14 protein-coding genes and 1 tRNA gene are annotated in these 15,838 nt (G+C 55.4%); 9 read left to right on the top strand and 6 right to left on the bottom strand.

Features of this window, described 5'->3' with window-relative positions; all coding sequences use genetic code 11:
* Nucleotides 1–135: 135 nt before the first annotated feature.
* Nucleotides 136–1,497, top strand: a complete 1,362-nt coding sequence (gene aroA / locus IPM61_01800; GenBank protein MBK8910038.1) for a 3-phosphoshikimate 1-carboxyvinyltransferase — start codon at nucleotides 136–138, stop codon at nucleotides 1,495–1,497.
* A gap of 48 nt (nucleotides 1,498–1,545) precedes the next feature.
* On the opposite strand, the gene IPM61_01795 is transcribed toward aroA, so the two are convergent.
* Both IPM61_01795 and IPM61_01790 read right to left on the bottom strand, forming a co-directional pair.
* A complete protein-coding gene (locus IPM61_01795) occupies nucleotides 1,546–3,465 on the bottom strand; it encodes a hypothetical protein (GenBank protein MBK8910037.1) in 1,920 nt (639 codons plus the stop codon).
* A gap of 67 nt (nucleotides 3,466–3,532) precedes the next feature.
* Nucleotides 3,533–5,101: a PD40 domain-containing protein gene (locus IPM61_01790; protein ID MBK8910036.1), complete on the bottom strand. Its 1,569-nt coding sequence runs from the start codon at nucleotides 5,099–5,101 to the stop codon at nucleotides 3,533–3,535.
* 645 nt (nucleotides 5,102–5,746) lie between these two features.
* Between IPM61_01790 and IPM61_01785 the strand changes: the two genes are divergently transcribed.
* From IPM61_01785 to IPM61_01775, 3 genes are all read left to right on the top strand, one after another.
* Nucleotides 5,747–6,400: an RNA polymerase sigma factor gene (locus IPM61_01785; protein MBK8910035.1), complete on the top strand. Its 654-nt coding sequence runs from the start codon at nucleotides 5,747–5,749 to the stop codon at nucleotides 6,398–6,400.
* Nucleotides 6,401–6,404: 4 nt separating this feature from the next.
* Nucleotides 6,405–7,049, top strand: coding sequence for a hypothetical protein (locus IPM61_01780; GenBank protein ID MBK8910034.1), 645 nt, complete (start codon nucleotides 6,405–6,407; stop codon nucleotides 7,047–7,049).
* A 160-nt stretch (nucleotides 7,050–7,209) separates the two neighbouring features.
* Nucleotides 7,210–7,281 (top strand) — tRNA-Glu (locus IPM61_01775).
* Between the two features lie 211 nt (nucleotides 7,282–7,492).
* Here the strand turns inward: IPM61_01775 and IPM61_01770 are convergent.
* Nucleotides 7,493–9,103, bottom strand: coding sequence for a hypothetical protein (locus tag IPM61_01770; GenBank protein ID MBK8910033.1), 1,611 nt, complete (start codon nucleotides 9,101–9,103; stop codon nucleotides 7,493–7,495).
* A 73-nt stretch (nucleotides 9,104–9,176) separates the two neighbouring features.
* Complete coding sequence (locus IPM61_01765; GenBank protein MBK8910032.1) at nucleotides 9,177–9,431, bottom strand: hypothetical protein; 255 nt, start codon at nucleotides 9,429–9,431, stop codon at nucleotides 9,177–9,179.
* Nucleotides 9,432–9,492: 61 nt separating this feature from the next.
* Between IPM61_01765 and IPM61_01760 the strand changes: the two genes are divergently transcribed.
* Both IPM61_01760 and IPM61_01755 read left to right on the top strand, forming a co-directional pair.
* Nucleotides 9,493–9,969: a hypothetical protein gene (locus IPM61_01760; protein MBK8910031.1), complete on the top strand. Its 477-nt coding sequence runs from the start codon at nucleotides 9,493–9,495 to the stop codon at nucleotides 9,967–9,969.
* 82 nt (nucleotides 9,970–10,051) lie between these two features.
* Complete coding sequence (locus IPM61_01755) at nucleotides 10,052–10,870, top strand: hypothetical protein (protein ID MBK8910030.1); 819 nt, start codon at nucleotides 10,052–10,054, stop codon at nucleotides 10,868–10,870.
* Nucleotides 10,871–10,872: 2 nt separating this feature from the next.
* Here the strand turns inward: IPM61_01755 and IPM61_01750 are convergent, their stop codons facing one another.
* Nucleotides 10,873–12,171 (bottom strand): thymidine phosphorylase, encoded by a 1,299-nt coding sequence (locus tag IPM61_01750; protein MBK8910029.1) that lies wholly within the window; start codon nucleotides 12,169–12,171, stop codon nucleotides 10,873–10,875.
* Nucleotides 12,172–12,334: 163 nt separating this feature from the next.
* Here IPM61_01750 and IPM61_01745 point away from each other — a divergent pair, with 163 nt between their 5' ends.
* The 3 genes from IPM61_01745 (at nucleotide 12,335) to IPM61_01735 (ending at nucleotide 14,321) form a co-directional block, all read left to right on the top strand.
* Nucleotides 12,335–12,673, top strand: coding sequence for a winged helix-turn-helix transcriptional regulator (locus IPM61_01745; GenBank protein MBK8910028.1), 339 nt, complete (start codon nucleotides 12,335–12,337; stop codon nucleotides 12,671–12,673).
* Nucleotides 12,670–13,650 carry an SRPBCC domain-containing protein gene (locus IPM61_01740; GenBank protein ID MBK8910027.1) on the top strand — a complete coding sequence of 327 codons (981 nt, stop codon included), beginning with the start codon at nucleotides 12,670–12,672 and terminating at the stop codon, nucleotides 13,648–13,650. Before IPM61_01745 ends, IPM61_01740 begins: the two co-directional genes overlap by 4 nt.
* Nucleotides 13,651–13,829: 179 nt before the next feature.
* Complete coding sequence (locus IPM61_01735; GenBank protein MBK8910026.1) at nucleotides 13,830–14,321, top strand: hypothetical protein; 492 nt, start codon at nucleotides 13,830–13,832, stop codon at nucleotides 14,319–14,321.
* A gap of 129 nt (nucleotides 14,322–14,450) precedes the next feature.
* Here IPM61_01735 and clpX read toward each other — a convergent pair whose 3' ends face one another.
* A complete protein-coding gene (gene clpX, locus IPM61_01730; protein MBK8910025.1) occupies nucleotides 14,451–15,716 on the bottom strand; it encodes an ATP-dependent Clp protease ATP-binding subunit ClpX in 1,266 nt (421 codons plus the stop codon).
* Nucleotides 15,717–15,838 lie beyond the last annotated feature (122 nt).

The raw sequence follows: 15,838 nt of genomic DNA, 5'->3' as shown, positions 1-15,838 counted from the left end.
TAGCCTTCGGCGACTCGGCAGGCTAAAGACCTGTTATCAATCCCGACGAAGGTCGGGGCCGCTACCATCGCTGGCGCGATGGGGGGAGAGAGGAGAGAGGAGAGAGGAGAGGGTGAGTTTTACAACCATAGGCTTATGATGAACAGCATCTTGATTGAACGCCCAAGCACTCCATTGCGTGGCAGGGTCCAGGCACCTGCCGATAAATCTATCACCCACCGCGCCTTGCTGTTTGGTGCGCTGAATCGTCGCGCTACTCATATCATCAACCCTTCTTCCTCTGCCGATTGCTTGGCCACGGCGAATCTTCTTCGGGGGCTTGGCTATCGGTTGGAAAGCGAAGGGGACCGGTTACATCTGCTGCCGCCAATTTCGCCGCCGCCACCTTCTTCCCAATCGCTCCTGATTGAGCACAACATTGCCTGCCGCAACATTGACTGCCACAACAGCGGCACAACAGCGCGAATGGCCATGGGCTTCCTTTCCGCCACCGCCGGAACGTTCCAACTGACGGGGGATGGCTCGCTTCGGAAACGCCCGATGGAGCGGGTGGCAGGGCCGCTTCGCCAGATTGGCGCAACCGTGGAAACCAGTGGCGGAACAATGCCGATCACGATTCAAGGGAAGGAGGGGTTGGAAGGGTGGATAGATGAACCAATTCCGGTGGCTTCGGCGCAGGTCTGGACGGCGTTGGCGTTGGCGGGCTTGCGATCCCGAAATGGCGTGCGGCTTCGCCAAACAACCCCGATGCGGGACCACTCCGCACGGATGATGCAGCACATGGGCTTGCCCCTTTCCGTTGCCGATACCGCTACCGGTCCCGTGGCAACAATCCGCCCCGGAATTCTTGATGCCGAAACCACAATCTCAATCCCCGGGGACCTGAGCGGCGCGGCGTTTCTGGTGGCGGCTGCGGTGCTGGTTCCGGGGTCGGAACTGGTGGTTGATGATGTTGGATTGAACCCCACGCGCATTGCCTTCCTGCACGCTTTGTTGGCAATGGGGGCCAGGGTGCAATGGCAGGTTGAAAGCGAGGCCAGCAACGAGCCCCGCGGCACCATCACCGCCGCCTACTCCCCGGCGTTGCGCGGAACGGTGTTCGACCCAACAACCCACCCCGCAGCCCCCATTGCCGAGATGATGGATGAGCTTCCGTTGCTTGCGCTGGTTGCCGCCCGTGCCGAAGGAACAACCGTGGTTCGCGGCGCAGCCGAGCTTCGCGTGAAGGAGTCCGACAGAATCAGCCAGACCGCAGCGGTGATTCGTTCGATGGGGGGCCAGGTGATGGAGTTGGAGGATGGCTTCAGCATTGCCGGGATCCAAGCGTTGGAGGGAGGTTGCCAGATCCATCACGCCGGCGATCACCGAATCTGCATGATGGCCGCCGTTGCCGGGTTGGTGGCCAACCAGCCGATTGAAATACTCAATCCCTCGGTCGCCGAAGTCTCCTTTCCAAAATTTTGGGAGACGTTGCTGCAGGCCAAAAAGGGAGGATGAGCATGATGTGATCTCTGCCACGCCGGCCCTTCTTTCAGGATCGCCCCGCTACGGCTCCACCCGTAGCCCTGTGCTTTTGGAGAATATCCATTCTTCCGTCAGGCTCTTCTTCTCAACTGCTTGCGCCGCAGTCCCTGCCGTCCGCGATTTCCCGACGGCTGTTGCTATCGCCTTCGCTACTTGGCTTCCCACCTCAACTTCTCGCTCCCCCACAACAACCCTGTTCCCGGGAAGCAGGTCGGCAAGGACGTAGCGAAGGACCTGCTGGTTCCCCTCCGAAACGCCCGGGAAATACTCCGCCGCAAAGAGCGTTCCGGTGGTGATGACCTTCGTCACCTCGGTGGTGTCGTGCTCGGCCAGCACCACCACCCGCAGCGTGTCGGTGGCGATTGCTTCGTTGCCTACCGAGTCTATCGCCCGCAGCGTGGCCACCAGCGGTTCGGTGGCTTCCCGTTCCCGCAGGTTACGCAGCGTCAGAAGCGTGCTGGCTGCGGGAGGAAGCGTGTCGGAACGGAGGCTGCGGTGGAGCAGTTGGCGGTCCTGCTGGCGGATGGTAAGCCTCCAATCATTGATTCCGGCATCGGCTTCCATCTCCTGTTCGATTCCAATTCCCGGGACGGCCATTCGGCGGACAATCCATTCCCAGAAAATGGGGGCAAGCAGCGCGGTGTCCTCCGTTTGCAGCATCACCCCGCTGAACTCCGGAATGTTTTGCCCTTCCATTGTTCCAATCGCCATCCTTTGCCGCGCCACGTTCCAGACCGAGGTGAGATACTCCTGCACTTGCTTGGCGCGTTCCTGGGCAAGCTGCGAAGGTTCGCCCGGGGCGGTTGCGCCAACCAGTTGCAAGGTGCTGTTCCTGTTCCGCCGCAGCCGCTGGCCGATGATGTTCAGCAAGTGGCGATGGACCTGGATGGAGTCTAATCCAGCAAGAGTGAGGTTGCCGAATGCTTCCGTTTCGGCTGCGGAAATGGTGCGGTAGTGCGCTGGCAATCGCACGTCGCCATGCTGAAAAAAAACAGCCGGAAGCAGGGGCATCGCGCAGCGGTAATGGACCCGGTACGGAACCACCTGCGCCACATCCAACCGTTGGCCATCAATGCTGGCAAACAAACCAACCCGGGCGTTGATTCGCGAGGCAGGCGCGGGGGGCGGGGCGGCTGGCACGGCGGCGGGCGATAGCTGCGGTGGCGGCTGCGAAGCCGGCGGAGGGGGCGATGCAAGGGAGGCCACCGAAAACCCAACCGCACTGCTGAACGAACGCAGCCCCAAGCCGCTGGCAATGGCGGTGGCATCACAGCGGAGGCCGAACGTGGGGGCCAGCAGCAGGCCATATCCAATCGGCACGTTGAACTCAAGTGCCGCTTGGATTCCGGCATGGATTGGCGGGGAGATTGCATCGGGGAGGAGCGGGACCGAGCGGCTTCGCTGGCCATTGGGGAAGGTGATGGAATCGGGGAAGAGGATGGCCTCGGTTGCGGCCACATCGGCGGCAAATTGCCACGTTCCCCACAGGCCCATTGTTAGCCGGTTTGCGCCCCCAATGGAAACACCAGCTTGGGCCGAAATCTGCGCCAATGCCGAGGTCCCATGAACCGTAAACTGGCGCGTTGTTGGGATCAAGCTGGCGTTGGTGGAATCCACGATGGAGAGGGGGAAGGGGGAGGAAGTGAAGCTGGAAACCGAGGGGGCAACCGCGCCCCCCAGCGACAACCGCCACCCGTTGCCAAGAAGCGAATCGTGGTGAAGTTGGGCACCAATCCAAAACGTGTGCGATTGCGAAACCCCGCTTCCATCAACCCCCAAGCTGTTCACCTTCCCCGAATCGCGACGCAGCAGCAGCGGCGCGCCGAACTCATACCCCAACGACGGCGCAATGCCAATCCCCGATTGGGCCAATGCGGGAAGGGTGAGCATCGGCCAAAGCGCGAACATCGCCACCAGAACAAGCGGAAAATAAACGGACACGGGCCTGCGCAACAGCGCAGGCCCGGGGGTGTTGTGTCGGTATCGTTGTGCCCTGTTCAGCGAAATGTTATCGCTCCCAAAAGCCTTTATAGACCCCACTGGCAATCGTTGATGGAGTTCGCGTGGCAAGGTCCACCACCTCCAACGTTCCCCCTTGCTGGAACTCCGGCAAGGTAGTGAAAGAAGTGTAGAGGACTTCTTTCCCATCGGGGGACCACTGCGGGAAGAGGTCGTGGAGCACCACGGTGATAAGCCGGTCGGGGCTGATCTTTTTCTTGGCGGACCAGCCTCCGGTTGCGGGGTCAAGTTGCGTCATGGCCACTTGATAAATGCCGGTGACGAAGGTGTTGCTGAAGGCGATTCGGGTTCCGTCTGGGGACCACACGGGCCAGAACTCGTCGGCAGCATCGTTGGTGATGTTGACAGGGACCGACCCACCATTGGCGGCAACGATGAAAATATCCCGCTCGTTTCCGCTTCCGTTCCGCCCGGTGTAGGTGATGTAGCGTCCATCGGGGGACCAGTCAAGCCCGCCGCGGCCGTAGGCGGCGTTGCTGGTGCCGGCATCCGGCCCAAGCAGATAGGCATTGTTGGCAATGGGCGTTGTTTTTCTGCTGCCGATTTCTGCCACCTCCACACTATTGTTGAACCCGTAGAAAGCGATGAATTTTCCATCGGGGGAGAACGTTGGGGTCGCGCCTAATTCTTGGATGCCGAACTGGTCAAGAAGGCCTCCATCAACATCAAAAATAAAAAGCTCATACCGGGCAAACGGCGGGACCGCAATTTTGCTCATGGTGGCAACGGCAACCCGTTTCCCGTTTGGCGAAATCGCCACCGAGGCAACATCTAGATCGTAGATGCTGTCGGTCAGGTGGATCCGCCGGTCGCTCCCGTCGGTCTTGATCGTTACCAGCGAGGACCATGGTTGGCTTGGATTCGTGGAATTGTTGGCCAAGTACGCCACGCGCCCACCACGCGGAGCCGAACTGAGCAGAACGTTGTTCTCCAGCTTGTTCAGCGTCAGCCCGCGGTCGTTGGTTCCCATCAGCGTGTAGATCGGTTCCAGCGATGATGCACCGCCGCTTGGGGGAAACTGATTGAAGAAAATCCCTTTGTTCTTTCCCGTTGGTGGCGGCGGTGGGATGATAACGGAGTCTTTGGTGTAATTCAGCACTGCCACGGTGTCGTTGGCTGCGTACAGGTGAAGCGTTGTGGTGGTCAGCTTGTAGGATGCCACGTTCAGAAGGGTGTTCAGATACATCGGCTCGATGTAAATGTCGTTGCACCACCGCTCTGTTGAGAAGATATTCCGCAGGGTCATGGCGTGGGTTGCGGTATCAATCAAGCATTCCCCACCGAACTGGTTGCAGCCGGTGTAGCCCCCCACGCTTGCGGAGTCGCCAAAGGTGATGGTGGCCTTCTGGCTGGCAACGTTCACCACGGTTCCGCTGGTGGTTTGGTAGGAGATTAATCTCCATTGCGTTCCCTTGATTGGGTTGGTTTTTGTTGGGTCCCCTTTCGTTGTGTCGGTCGGGTCGCCTGGCGATGGCGGGAACTCATCTTTGCATCCGGTGATCGCTATCATCATCGCTGCAAGGATGCCGATCACGCGCCACATTCGTTTGTTGTTCATTGTTGTTCTCCGGAAGTACACTGGTGTTTTGGGTGCGGTTGCTTCTGCTTGGGGAAAAGCCTTCCAATCAGCAAGGGAACTTTCTTCTCCACACCTAAACGACGCACCAGTTGCGCCTGGCCTGACATGGGTGATGTTGGGGAAGGATTTTTTTTTCACGAAGGGAAAGTAAGGGAAGTCTTGCTTGTCACGCGCCCCCCTGCTTCGCCCTGGCGGGCTACGCGTCCCCCCAATGCTGGGGGGAAAGGGTTTTTACTGTTGATCTTTTTCTCTCTGGGCCTCACGCATCTGCTGCCGTCCCCTCCCCCAGAATTGGGGGAGGCGGGGAGGGGGCGCGAGTGCGGTGGCGGGTTGGTTAGGGGCAATCGTTGCCCGTATCACCCCACCCAGCCCTCCCCCGCTGGGCAGGGGAGGGTTGGGTGGGGTGACGCCACAGGCTAAAGACCTGTGGCTACCTCTTCTCTTGTTCCCCTCTCCGTCAGCTGCTTTGGCGGTGCTCGCGAACAACGTCACGGAGAGGGGGATGAGGTTGAGTAACGGCGAGCGGCCTTCACCTGCTTCGCTGCAATCCGTTCTTTTTGTGGCTGTCAGGTTTGGTATTCCTGGCGCGTCATTTCGTTGTACCATTCGGAACCCGAATCGTTTATGGCAACTGACCCTGTCCCGCATAATGGGGCAACACCCCCTGCCGGGGAATCTATCACAGCCTGGTCCGGCGACGCGCTCCTTCTGAAGCGATTTCAGCAGGGGGAGGATGCCGCGTTTCTTGAACTGTTTCGGCGGCACAATCCGGGGCTGTTCCGCTACTGCGTAAAAGTGCTGGGGAACCAGGCCGAGGCGGAGGATACCGTGCAAGACACGTGGGAAAAAGTCATCGAACTTTGCCGTGCATCGCAGCCGATAAGCAATCCGCCGGGGCTGATATTTCGCATTGCTCGGAACGCCTGCATCAGCCTGCTGCGCCGGCGCGGGCGGTGGGTAACGGTGGAGGAATTCGATGAGAACGCGCTGCCCCTTTATTCCGCGCAATCGGCCTCAGAGTTGGAGGAGATAGCCCTTGCAGCATTGGAGGAGCTTCCGTTCGAGCATCGCGAGGTGCTGGTCCTCCATCTGTATTGCGGCTATCGCTACGACGAGATTGCTGAGATGATGGAGCGAACCCCAGAAGCAATCTGGGCGCGTGCTTCGCGGGCAAGGGTGCAGCTGCGGAAAATCGTGGCGGCGGCGGTTGGCAGCAGCGCGCCGAAGATCAATCACTCCCAATCAATACCTGTGGGAACATCACACGCTGGAGAATGAACGAATGAATGAGCAAGAGCGGAGCCGCTTGGTTGAGCGGATAGTGGAAAATCATCTTGATGAATCGGAGCGTGCCAGCTTGGTGGAGCAGGCGCAAGCCGATCCGCAGCTGCAGCGTGAGCTGATTGCCGAGCGTGCCATTGCCCGCGCCGTTGCTCGGGACCGCCAGCAGCTGCCCCTTCCGTCAACCGTGCCATCGGCGCAGTTGATGGACGCGCTGGCCAAAGTTCCGGCAGCGTCGCTTGCAAGCAAACTCCCCTGGTTGAAGGGGCTGGCTGCGGCTGGGACTTCGTTGATTGTGGCGACGGGGGGAGCGTTCCTGTTGTTCCCAAGTCTTTTTGGTTCTTCGGAGCAGGCTGTTCCTGCCAAACTCACATCCCCTCCGGCTGCCGTTGCCGACTCGTCGTCCATTCTGCCACACGTTGCCCCCGATTCCCTCCCCGCGCACTTCCAATCGGAGGCGGGAAGAAAGGAGAATCGGGGCGGGGCAACAAGTGGCGGAAGCTCCGTGCGGAAAGCCCCTGCCAACTCTGCATCGGAACCGGCAAGCAAGCAAGTGGAAGAGAACGCCACGAAGCATCCAGAGAAACCTCCCCAGCTTCCGGTGTTGTACGACAACAACGGAACGATGCCAATGGATCCGAAGTAAGCCTTAAAAGAAGTGGCCACCATAGGAAGCAAGGCGCACCATTGTATGGAGCGGCTGCCGGTAAAAACTTGTCGCACAGGTTGTTGTGGTAAGGGTTCGGGGCTATCTTTGCGGCCCATTCAACACAACGGCCCACGAGTGTTGAAGGAATCGGAGAGCCGCTCCCATCGACTAGTGGTTAGGTCGCCACCCTTTCAAGGTGGTAGCACGGGTTCGAATCCCGTTGGGAGTACAAAATCTAAAATCTGAGCAACTTCAAGCTCTTCAATGAAACCAAAATCTGCGATAGTTCGCGGATTTTGGTTTTTTTTATCTCCTCGTGGATGTCACACGATCAAGGCACGGGTGTTGGGAGCCAGCATGATTTTGCGTTATTGAAGCAGCGTGTGGGTGGGGATGGGATGGGCGATTGTTGGAGCAGTGGGAGGCGTGTATCCTTCTCCTTAGCGATGATGTGTGTGGGTGGTGGGAACCAGTTTTTGTTGTTGGGTTAGCTCCATCTGTTGAATCTCCGATGGTTGTTGCTCAACGTCGGTGGTGTGCTGGCATCGAAATTCGAAGGGATGGGGAAGCTCACGGACATTACCACCATACGTCGGTATCTCATCCTGTGGTGGAGCCTTCAAAAAGTGGACACGACCTTGCCATGTTGCTCCGTAGCTGATGTCACCTGTGCCATCTATATCTCCTAATCGCCGCAACGTGCCCCAACTTTCATCTGGAATGTTGTAGAGAATATCTATCAACGAATCAATGGTGCTCCCTGTGGTGTAGATGATGATGTAGGGATAGGTGTGGGCAACGACCTCGCTGGTTCCGTCGTTGTTCATATCCCCAAGGTCAAACAAGACATGTTCAGCACCGAACCAGCCATCGTGCAAGGCGTTTGGCAGCATGATCTGGGCCCACGGACGCAAGGGGAACCGCTCATTGGCACGGTCTGCGCTGTCGCGACCATCGCCGTATTGCTCTATCAATCGTTGCCCGGGTTTGCCAGCAAAGACCTTGATGCGCCCATTGGTGAAATCGCCACCGATCATGACAAGGTCTTTGACGGCATCACCGGTGACATCCTGAAAAAGGATGAACCGCCCGTTGGCTTGCCATGTGTCTATGCTTTGGATGTCGTTCGTGTCTATCCAACCTGTCTGAGGATTACCATAGGCGATATGGATTTTCTCGACCAAGCTGCCCTTATCATGGAACACCATGTCCTTCACACCATCACAATCCTGATCAAGCCATTCTACCCAATTATACTCTGGAGGATTCCACCATCGTTGGTCGGCAGTTGCCGCTTTGCCATCGTGACCAAGACGCGAACCACTCTTCCCATGATAAATATATATGCTCGCAATGTTCCGTATCGCTCCATTACCAAAACCAAATCCAGCACCCACAATTGCTATGTCGTCAATGCCATCAGCGTTGGCATCAATGGTCAACCCTCGCGATGGTGCTATCCAGATCGGTGCATCGCAGGGTAACTGTGTCGTATCGCTCAAACGGTACTTTCCTTCAGCATTCCCCCAGAAAATTATTGCGCGACCTGTTTGATATTCCCAGTTGTTCCCACCAGTGGTATCAGCGTAATGTTCAACGCCACAGACGATGTCGAAATAACTGTCAGCGTCGTAATCACCGACCGATAAGAAGTAGGTTCGTGAACCTACTTCGGAGATACCGATTCGTTGTCCACTGCTGGTTGCTGGGAGTCCTCCCTTGACACCGTAATAGAGCAATAACTCATTGCCTTTTGTTAGGCCATCAACACCAAACGCGCTATCGCAACGCTTACGTTCTATCAAAAAATCGGCGATTGCATCCCCGTTTACATCACCCACGGGGATGATGCTTCTGCCAAACTCTTCTCCCCATGTTGGCTTGCATGGCAAGCCGCTGCCTACCATAAACCCCCATTCCTGCAAGTAGGCTACCGACGGGTGGCGGGGGGAGATGCGGTTCTGCGAGTGAGTAGCAATTGGGGCAAGCAGAGCCACTGCTGTTGTCAGCAGCAGAAGGAAGGGGAGTGTGGCGTTGGTACTCTTCGACATCATTGAACTCCTAAACGGTCAGTTCTTGCATCCTGAAGCAATCATACTACTAACACTGGGGATCTACGATTTGTTAGCAGGCATTGAAAAAATACAGAGCATCTACCAGAATGATAGAGTGTTTTGCCGCACTCTGAGTAGTATTCATTATCAGCAAACGTTTTTTGAGATAGTTGAAAATCCCGTTGATGGTACCAAAGGGGAAACCAGAAATGTCGTTCCCTTCTTGCTTTTGCTGTTTTGGATAGCGGTTTTCATTCAAAATGAGTGTTCCTACCAAAACAAGGTAGCAACTGTAATTGAGGAAGTTAGGTGCAATGGTAGTCACGGTAGTATGTTAGAGATGAGGTGAACATTGCAAACGATCTCTTACCTATCAAACATTAGCTATGAAACTCTTTTTCCTTGCTCTTTCCCTGACCTTCATCTATGGCTGCCGTGTGAGGCTCACCTCCGACCAGCGAGCCTATCTGGGGACTTTGATCTCCACACCATCAGAGTTCGTAGTCCCAAAATCACGTACAGAGGAATGCCGTGGAAAAGCTCAGACATGGCTTGCTCGTTACACGAAGATGAAACCGCAGATCATCACTGAATATATTGTTGTGACCTATAACGGCGTTGCTGAAGGGGATTACAGCTACGTCGTAACATTTGAACCACGTGGTGATTCCACCCTCATTGCTGTATCATGTCGAGGTGGTGGAGCTTCGGATACTGACTATAAAATGTTAGCAGTAGCAAGTGCACTCAAAATTGAGGAATATCCTTGGAATTCTCCGACCATTAGCCTTCGCAACGAAAAAATACTTGCCTATTATTTAATGACAGGGGATAATCCGTATCCAGAGTTGATAGAATGGTAGAAGCTATTCTTGGGATGTGTGGGTCAAGATACCTACTTGCATTTTTTGGCGAAATAACTCTCTAAATACCGCCAACTTCGCTATGCCTTCCCTCCATCGTTCGGCACCGAAATACTTTGCGATCTTCCGCACCGAACTGCGGCAGATGACGACCTACGCCTGGGATTTTGTGATAGGGAATATCACCGTCGTTCTATTCTTTTATGTTTTGCTGCAAGTGTGGCAGGCAACAATCCAGCCGCAAGCGGTGGGTGGCATAAGCGGAGAGAATTTCACGTGGGAGCAATTACTCTGGTTCCTTGCGGCTGGGCAAATCCTCTATTTCTCGGTGCAAACCGAAGCTCAGCTTGAAATTGAGCATGATGTTATCAGCGGAAATATCGTCACCACGCTTGCGCGGCCGTATGATTATCTGCTTGCTCGGTTCGCTTCGGTGATGGCCCACACGGTGCTCTCGTTCGCCGTGGCGTTTCCTGCTGGAATTATTATTGCTTGGATAGCCTCCGGGGTTTTTATTCTTTCCGTGTGGGGGCTTGCGGCTTTTTTTCTTGCTTTTATTCTTCGCTCACTTCTGTTTTTTTTGCTTCAAGCATTGGCCGGGCTTGCCACATTCTGGATTGAAAAAGCCACCGCATTTGTTTGGATTATTGGCCTGCTTATTCTGGTTTTTGGCGGCGGTGCTGTCCCAATTGGATTCTGGCCCGAACCGTACCGAACATTAATTGAATTAACTCCGTTCCCTGCCATGATGTATTATCCCGCAAAATTATTGGTTGCTCCATCCCCAGAACTTTTTGCGGAGATGCTGTGGCGAAGCATTATCTGGATTGCAGTGCTTGGAGGCATCGTTGGCATGGTGTATCACCGCGCTTTGCGCCGATTAGATGTGAATGGCGGATAATTTTAATTCCGCTCCACCACAATTTCCGTTTCCGGTTGGGGATGCTCCGCAATCCGAAATAGTGCGCGCAATTCGGCGGGGTTGATGGCAGCAGCGTTTCGCCGAATAACCACGCCACACAAAGGCTGGCCCTGCTCAACATATTCCCCAACGTGGCGGTACAGGATTATTCCGGCTTCGTGGTCAATCGGCTCGCTTAATATTTTCCGGCCCGCCCCCGCTTCAATAGCGATAAGCCCCAACTGCATCGCATCTATTTCCGCAATCCATCCGCTGCGGTCGCTCAGGATTATTTCGTCCGGGGGTGGCTCAATGGCCGATTCCACCGCGCGAACGTCCCCGCCTTGTTCTTCCACCATCCGCAGAAAAACCTGATATCCGCTTCCGTCGGCAATTGCTGCGGTGGCGCGTGCAATCCCTTCTTCGTGGCTGCTGGCAATTCCGGCGGCGGTTAGGCAGGCGGCGGCCAGCGCAATCGTTACCTGGAAAATCAACGGCGGCTGTTCCTGGCCGCGCAGCATCCGCACGGCCTCGCACACCTCCAACCAATTCCCGATTCTTCGGCCAAGCGGGGCATCCATCCGGGTGATAAGGGTTTGGCAGCGCAGCCCGTTGGCAATCGCAACCGCACGGATGGAGCTGGCCAGCGCACGGGCATCGGGAAGGGTTTTCATAAACGCGCCATTCCCAACTTTAATATCCATCACCAACGCGTCAAGGTCTTCGGCAAATTTTTTGGAGAGGATGGAGGCGGTGATAAGCGGAAGGGATTCCACCGTTGCCGTCACGCCGCGCAAGGCGTAGAGCTTGCGGTCGGCAGGGGCAAGGCGTTCGGTTTGGGCGGCCATTGCCACGCCAATTTTTTGAACAAGCTGGGCGGTTTCCGCAAGGGAGAGATCGGTGCGAAACCCCGGAATGGACTCCAGCTTATCCACCGTTCCGCCGGTGTGGCCAAGCCCCCGCCCAGAGATCATTGGCACCGCGGCCCCGCAGGCAGCAACCACCGGAGCCAGCACCAGCGAGACCTTATCCCCAACCCCGCCAGTTGAGTGCTTATCCACTTTAGGGATGGCGATGTGGCCCAGATCAAGCTGGTCCCCGCTGACGGCCATTGCTGCCGTAAGCAGCGCGGTTTCGCCAGGGGTCATCCCGGCAAAATAGACCGCCATGAGGAAGGCACTTAGCTGGTAATCGGGGATCGCATCCATCACAACCCCTTCAACAAGCCGGAAAATCTCCTCGCTTGTTAGCTCCTGCCGGTCGCGCTTTTTTCTGATGAGATCAAGGATGGAGAAGGTCATGCTGCCGCCTGCCGCAAAAGGATATTCCTGAAAAAATAGATGGGGGAGAAGGGGCTGTCTGGGAAGGAAACTATCACTTCTTCTCTATCCTGATATCCATGTTCGCGGTGGTCGTTGAAAATTTTACTTGACTTATATTCCTATATAGGCATATATTTGTGCCATGCCAAGAGCACCAACAACATCCGACGCGTTCAATGCGGTTGCCGAGCCACAGCGGCGGGCAATTATCGCCCTGCTTGCACAGGGGGAGAAATCGGTCAACCAAATCGCCGAGATGCTGGGGATGAACCAGCCGCAAGCCTCGAAGCACCTGAAAGTCCTGAAAGAAGTTGGTCTTGTCACCGTGCGGGGTGCCGGCCAGCAAAGGCTCTACAGCCTGAACGGAAAGGAGCTAAAGCCGATTTACGATTGGATCACAACCTACGAGCGGTTCTGGAGCGAGAGCTTCGACCGGCTTGAGGAATACCTTCACCAATTACAACGAGAGGAGAAAAAATGAGCCAGGAACTGAGCGACGTGGCCATTGGCCAGGACCAAGAGATCGTCTTCACGCGGGTGTTCAACGCGCCGCGCCAGCTGGTGTTCGACACTTGGGCCGATCCCCAGCATCTTATCCACTGGTGGGGACCAAAGGGGTTCACCAACACCTTCCACCACATTGACGTGCGCCCTGGCGGCCAGTGGCGTTTCACCATGCACGGACCCGATGGAGTGGATTACCCGAACCTTATCACCTTCGATGAAATCTTGCCGCCGGAGCGGATTGCCTACACCCACAGCAGCGGCAAAGATGACGGCTCCGACAGCTTTCAAGTAGAGGTCAAGTTCGAAGAGCAAGGGGGGAAGACGCGGCTTACGATGACCTTCCATTTGGCCAGCACCGCTGCCCGCAACCAGAAAGTTGAGTTCGGCGTGGTGGAACGGGGAGCCGAGACGCTGGACCGCCTTGCCGAGGCACTGGCCGAAGCCACGAAACAGCCGGCGACGACGTTCATGCTGGCGTTGCCGTCGGACCGTGAGATTGTGATGACCCGGTTGTTCAATGCCCCGCAGGAATTGGTCTTCGAGGCTTGGACCAACCCGGAGCATATCGCGAAATGGTGGGGGCTGCGGTCGCAAACGGTGCTGGTCTGCGAAAACGATCTGCGCGTTGGTGGCGAGTGGCGGATCCAGCTTCAGGAGAAGAACGGGAGCATCCATCCGTTCAAGGGGGTTTTTCAAGAAATCGTTGCGCCGGAACTGCTGGTCCATACGATGGTGTACGATGTTGAGCCATACTCCAACATCGTGGCTATCGTCACCGTGACGTTCAGGGAGGAGGATGGGAAAACAAGAATGACCGAGCGCATTTTGTACGAGTCGTTGGAAGCGCGCAATGGCCACCTTTCTTCTGGCATGGAGTGGGGATCGGTGGAAACGCTGAACCGGTTGGAGGCATTGTTAGAAGATCAGCTAAGCAAGAACAAGGGGCAATAGGCATCTGGCAAAGAGATGCTGATCTTGATAAAAAGCTGGGTTACGCCAATCACACCGATGGCGTAACCCATTTTTTATGCCGATTCTGTTATCCTTGTTATCCCGTTTGGGTCTTCCCTGCCGATGCCGGCTGCATCTATCCATCCTAACGTTGAGTTCAAGCAAAAAATATGTCCCACATGAAAACCATAATGATGTATCGAAAGGCCGCCATGCTACTGCTCATTGTGTGCTGTGGTTCAATTCAGAGTAATGCCCAAACTTCCTTAGAGTACTCTGCTCATTCTGTGCGCGTTGAAGGAACGGTTGCCTTCATTCCCACAGGTTTTTTAGCATATGATTATCGCCCTGTTGATTATTTATCCGTTGCTGTTGGGTTTGGCAGCTTTGCCCTTGACGATAGTATTGATATTTATAAATATGGATACATGACAAGGGTAGGCGGGCTAATAGGTAAAAATTCAAAGTATTTTGAAATTTGCGGTGGAGTAATGTATGCAGACTCAAAATGTCCATGGTTCATTCTTGTCGGGTATCGCTATCAGCCTGACAAAGGATTGTTATGGGGTACAGGAATACGATTCACGTATATTCCTACTGACCAAGTAGGAGGTCTGGTTCCACTACTTTCCTTAGCTGGATTGAGTTTCCAATTCGGCTATGCATTTTAATTTGCTATCGCGTCTTCCAAGCAATAGATTTGATCGTTCACGCGGTACGCCAGGCAGGTACGAAATAGGGGGAATGGCACGCGCCATTCCCCCTGTGGTATCAGCAATCTTTGCTGCGCTTTTTTTTGATTATCCCGCTGCCTTCTGCTGCGCTTTTTCTTCCGAATAAATATAAATCGGTTCCCCGCTTCGCATGATGGTCTCCTGGGTGACAATCACGGTTTGCAGGTTTTCGCGGTCGGGGAGGGTGTACATCACATCTAACATCGCTTCTTCCACAACGCCGCGAAGTGCGCGCGCCCCGGTTTTCCGCTGCTTGGCTTTTTCGATAATTGCCTGGATAGCATCCTCGCGGAATTCAAGATCAACCCCTTCCATGCCGAACAGTTTTTTGTACTGCTTCACGATAGCGTTCCGAGGCTCCACTAAAATTTCCCGCATTGCTTCGTCGGTCAGTGGTTCAAGCGGGGCAATAACCGGCACGCGGCCAATCAGCTCGGGAATTAACCCGAATTTGATCAGGTCTTCCGGCTCGACATGGCGGAATAATTCTTTTTTTGCCTCCACACGATCTTGCACGTCGGTTCCGAATCCCATGGTTGAGGTTCGCATCCGTTTGGCAATAATTTCTTCCAGCCCATCGAATGCGCCACCGCAAATAAAAAGGATGTTTTTTGTGTTCACCTGAACAAGCGGTTGCTCGGGATGTTTGCGCCCCCCTTTTGGCGGAATATTCGCTTTGGTTCCTTCCAGAATTTTCAGCAATCCCTGCTGGACCCCTTCGCCAGAAACGTCGCGAGTGATGGATGGGGAATCGGCCTTGCGGGAAATTTTGTCCATCTCATCAATGTAGATAATGCCGCGCTCGGCACGCTCAACATTGAATTCGGCAGCTTGCAGCAGCGAGACAAGGATCGTCTCAACGTCGTCGCCAACGTAGCCGGCTTCGGTCAGGGTGGTGGCATCGGCAATGGCGAAAGGGACGTCGAGCAATCGCGCAAGGGTTTGGGCCAGCAATGTTTTGCCGACCCCGGTGGGGCCAATCAGCAGGATGTTCGATTTCTCGATCTCCACATCATCAAAGCCCGAAAGGGTTTGCTGGGCTTCAATCCGTTTGTAGTGGTTATAAACCGCGACCGCAAGGGATTTTTTCGCCAAATCTTGGCCAATAACGAACTCATCCAAAGCCGAACGGATGGCCATTGGCGTAAGGCGTTGGTTTTCGCCGGGGCGGAACATCCGCGAGTTGCGGCGCAGCAGCTCCACCGAGTTCTGCACGCAGATGTCGCAGATGTAGCTGGTTGGGCCAGCAATGATGGAGGTTACTTCATCCGGAGTGCGTCCGCAGAAGGAGCATCGAACGAAGTCGGAATCAAAATTTTTGTCGTCGGACATAAGCGGGAAGGAATGCCTGCGAACTTCCACCAGCGGCAGCTGATGGAAGAGCGGCGTGTTGGTACCGTGTTGGCTTAGTAGTGTTCCTCAGTTGGGTTGCGAATATACGCACAGAACTGCCA

Source organism: Chlorobiota bacterium, from assembly GCA_016710285.1.
Taxonomy (GTDB): domain Bacteria; phylum Bacteroidota; class Ignavibacteria; order OLB7; family OLB7; genus OLB7.
Note: the sequence above shows the minus strand (reverse complement) of the source record. Positions and strands in the feature narration are given on the sequence as shown.

Coding starts and splice junctions, on each gene's coding strand:
- IPM61_01740 (MBK8910027.1), top strand. CDS start 12,670: ATGAGCCAGGAACTGAGCGACGTGGCCATTGGCCAGGACCAAGAGATC.
- IPM61_01770 (MBK8910033.1), bottom strand. CDS start 9,103: ATGTCGAAGAGTACCAACGCCACACTCCCCTTCCTTCTGCTGCTGACA.
- IPM61_01760 (MBK8910031.1), top strand. CDS start 9,493: ATGAAACTCTTTTTCCTTGCTCTTTCCCTGACCTTCATCTATGGCTGC.
- IPM61_01790 (MBK8910036.1), bottom strand. CDS start 5,101: ATGAACAACAAACGAATGTGGCGCGTGATCGGCATCCTTGCAGCGATG.
- IPM61_01755 (MBK8910030.1), top strand. CDS start 10,052: ATGCCTTCCCTCCATCGTTCGGCACCGAAATACTTTGCGATCTTCCGC.
- IPM61_01745 (MBK8910028.1), top strand. CDS start 12,335: ATGCCAAGAGCACCAACAACATCCGACGCGTTCAATGCGGTTGCCGAG.
- IPM61_01780 (MBK8910034.1), top strand. CDS start 6,405: ATGAATGAGCAAGAGCGGAGCCGCTTGGTTGAGCGGATAGTGGAAAAT.
- aroA (MBK8910038.1), top strand. CDS start 136: ATGATGAACAGCATCTTGATTGAACGCCCAAGCACTCCATTGCGTGGC.
- IPM61_01750 (MBK8910029.1), bottom strand. CDS start 12,171: ATGACCTTCTCCATCCTTGATCTCATCAGAAAAAAGCGCGACCGGCAG.
- clpX (MBK8910025.1), bottom strand. CDS start 15,716: ATGTCCGACGACAAAAATTTTGATTCCGACTTCGTTCGATGCTCCTTC.
- IPM61_01785 (MBK8910035.1), top strand. CDS start 5,747: ATGGCAACTGACCCTGTCCCGCATAATGGGGCAACACCCCCTGCCGGG.
- IPM61_01735 (MBK8910026.1), top strand. CDS start 13,830: ATGAAAACCATAATGATGTATCGAAAGGCCGCCATGCTACTGCTCATT.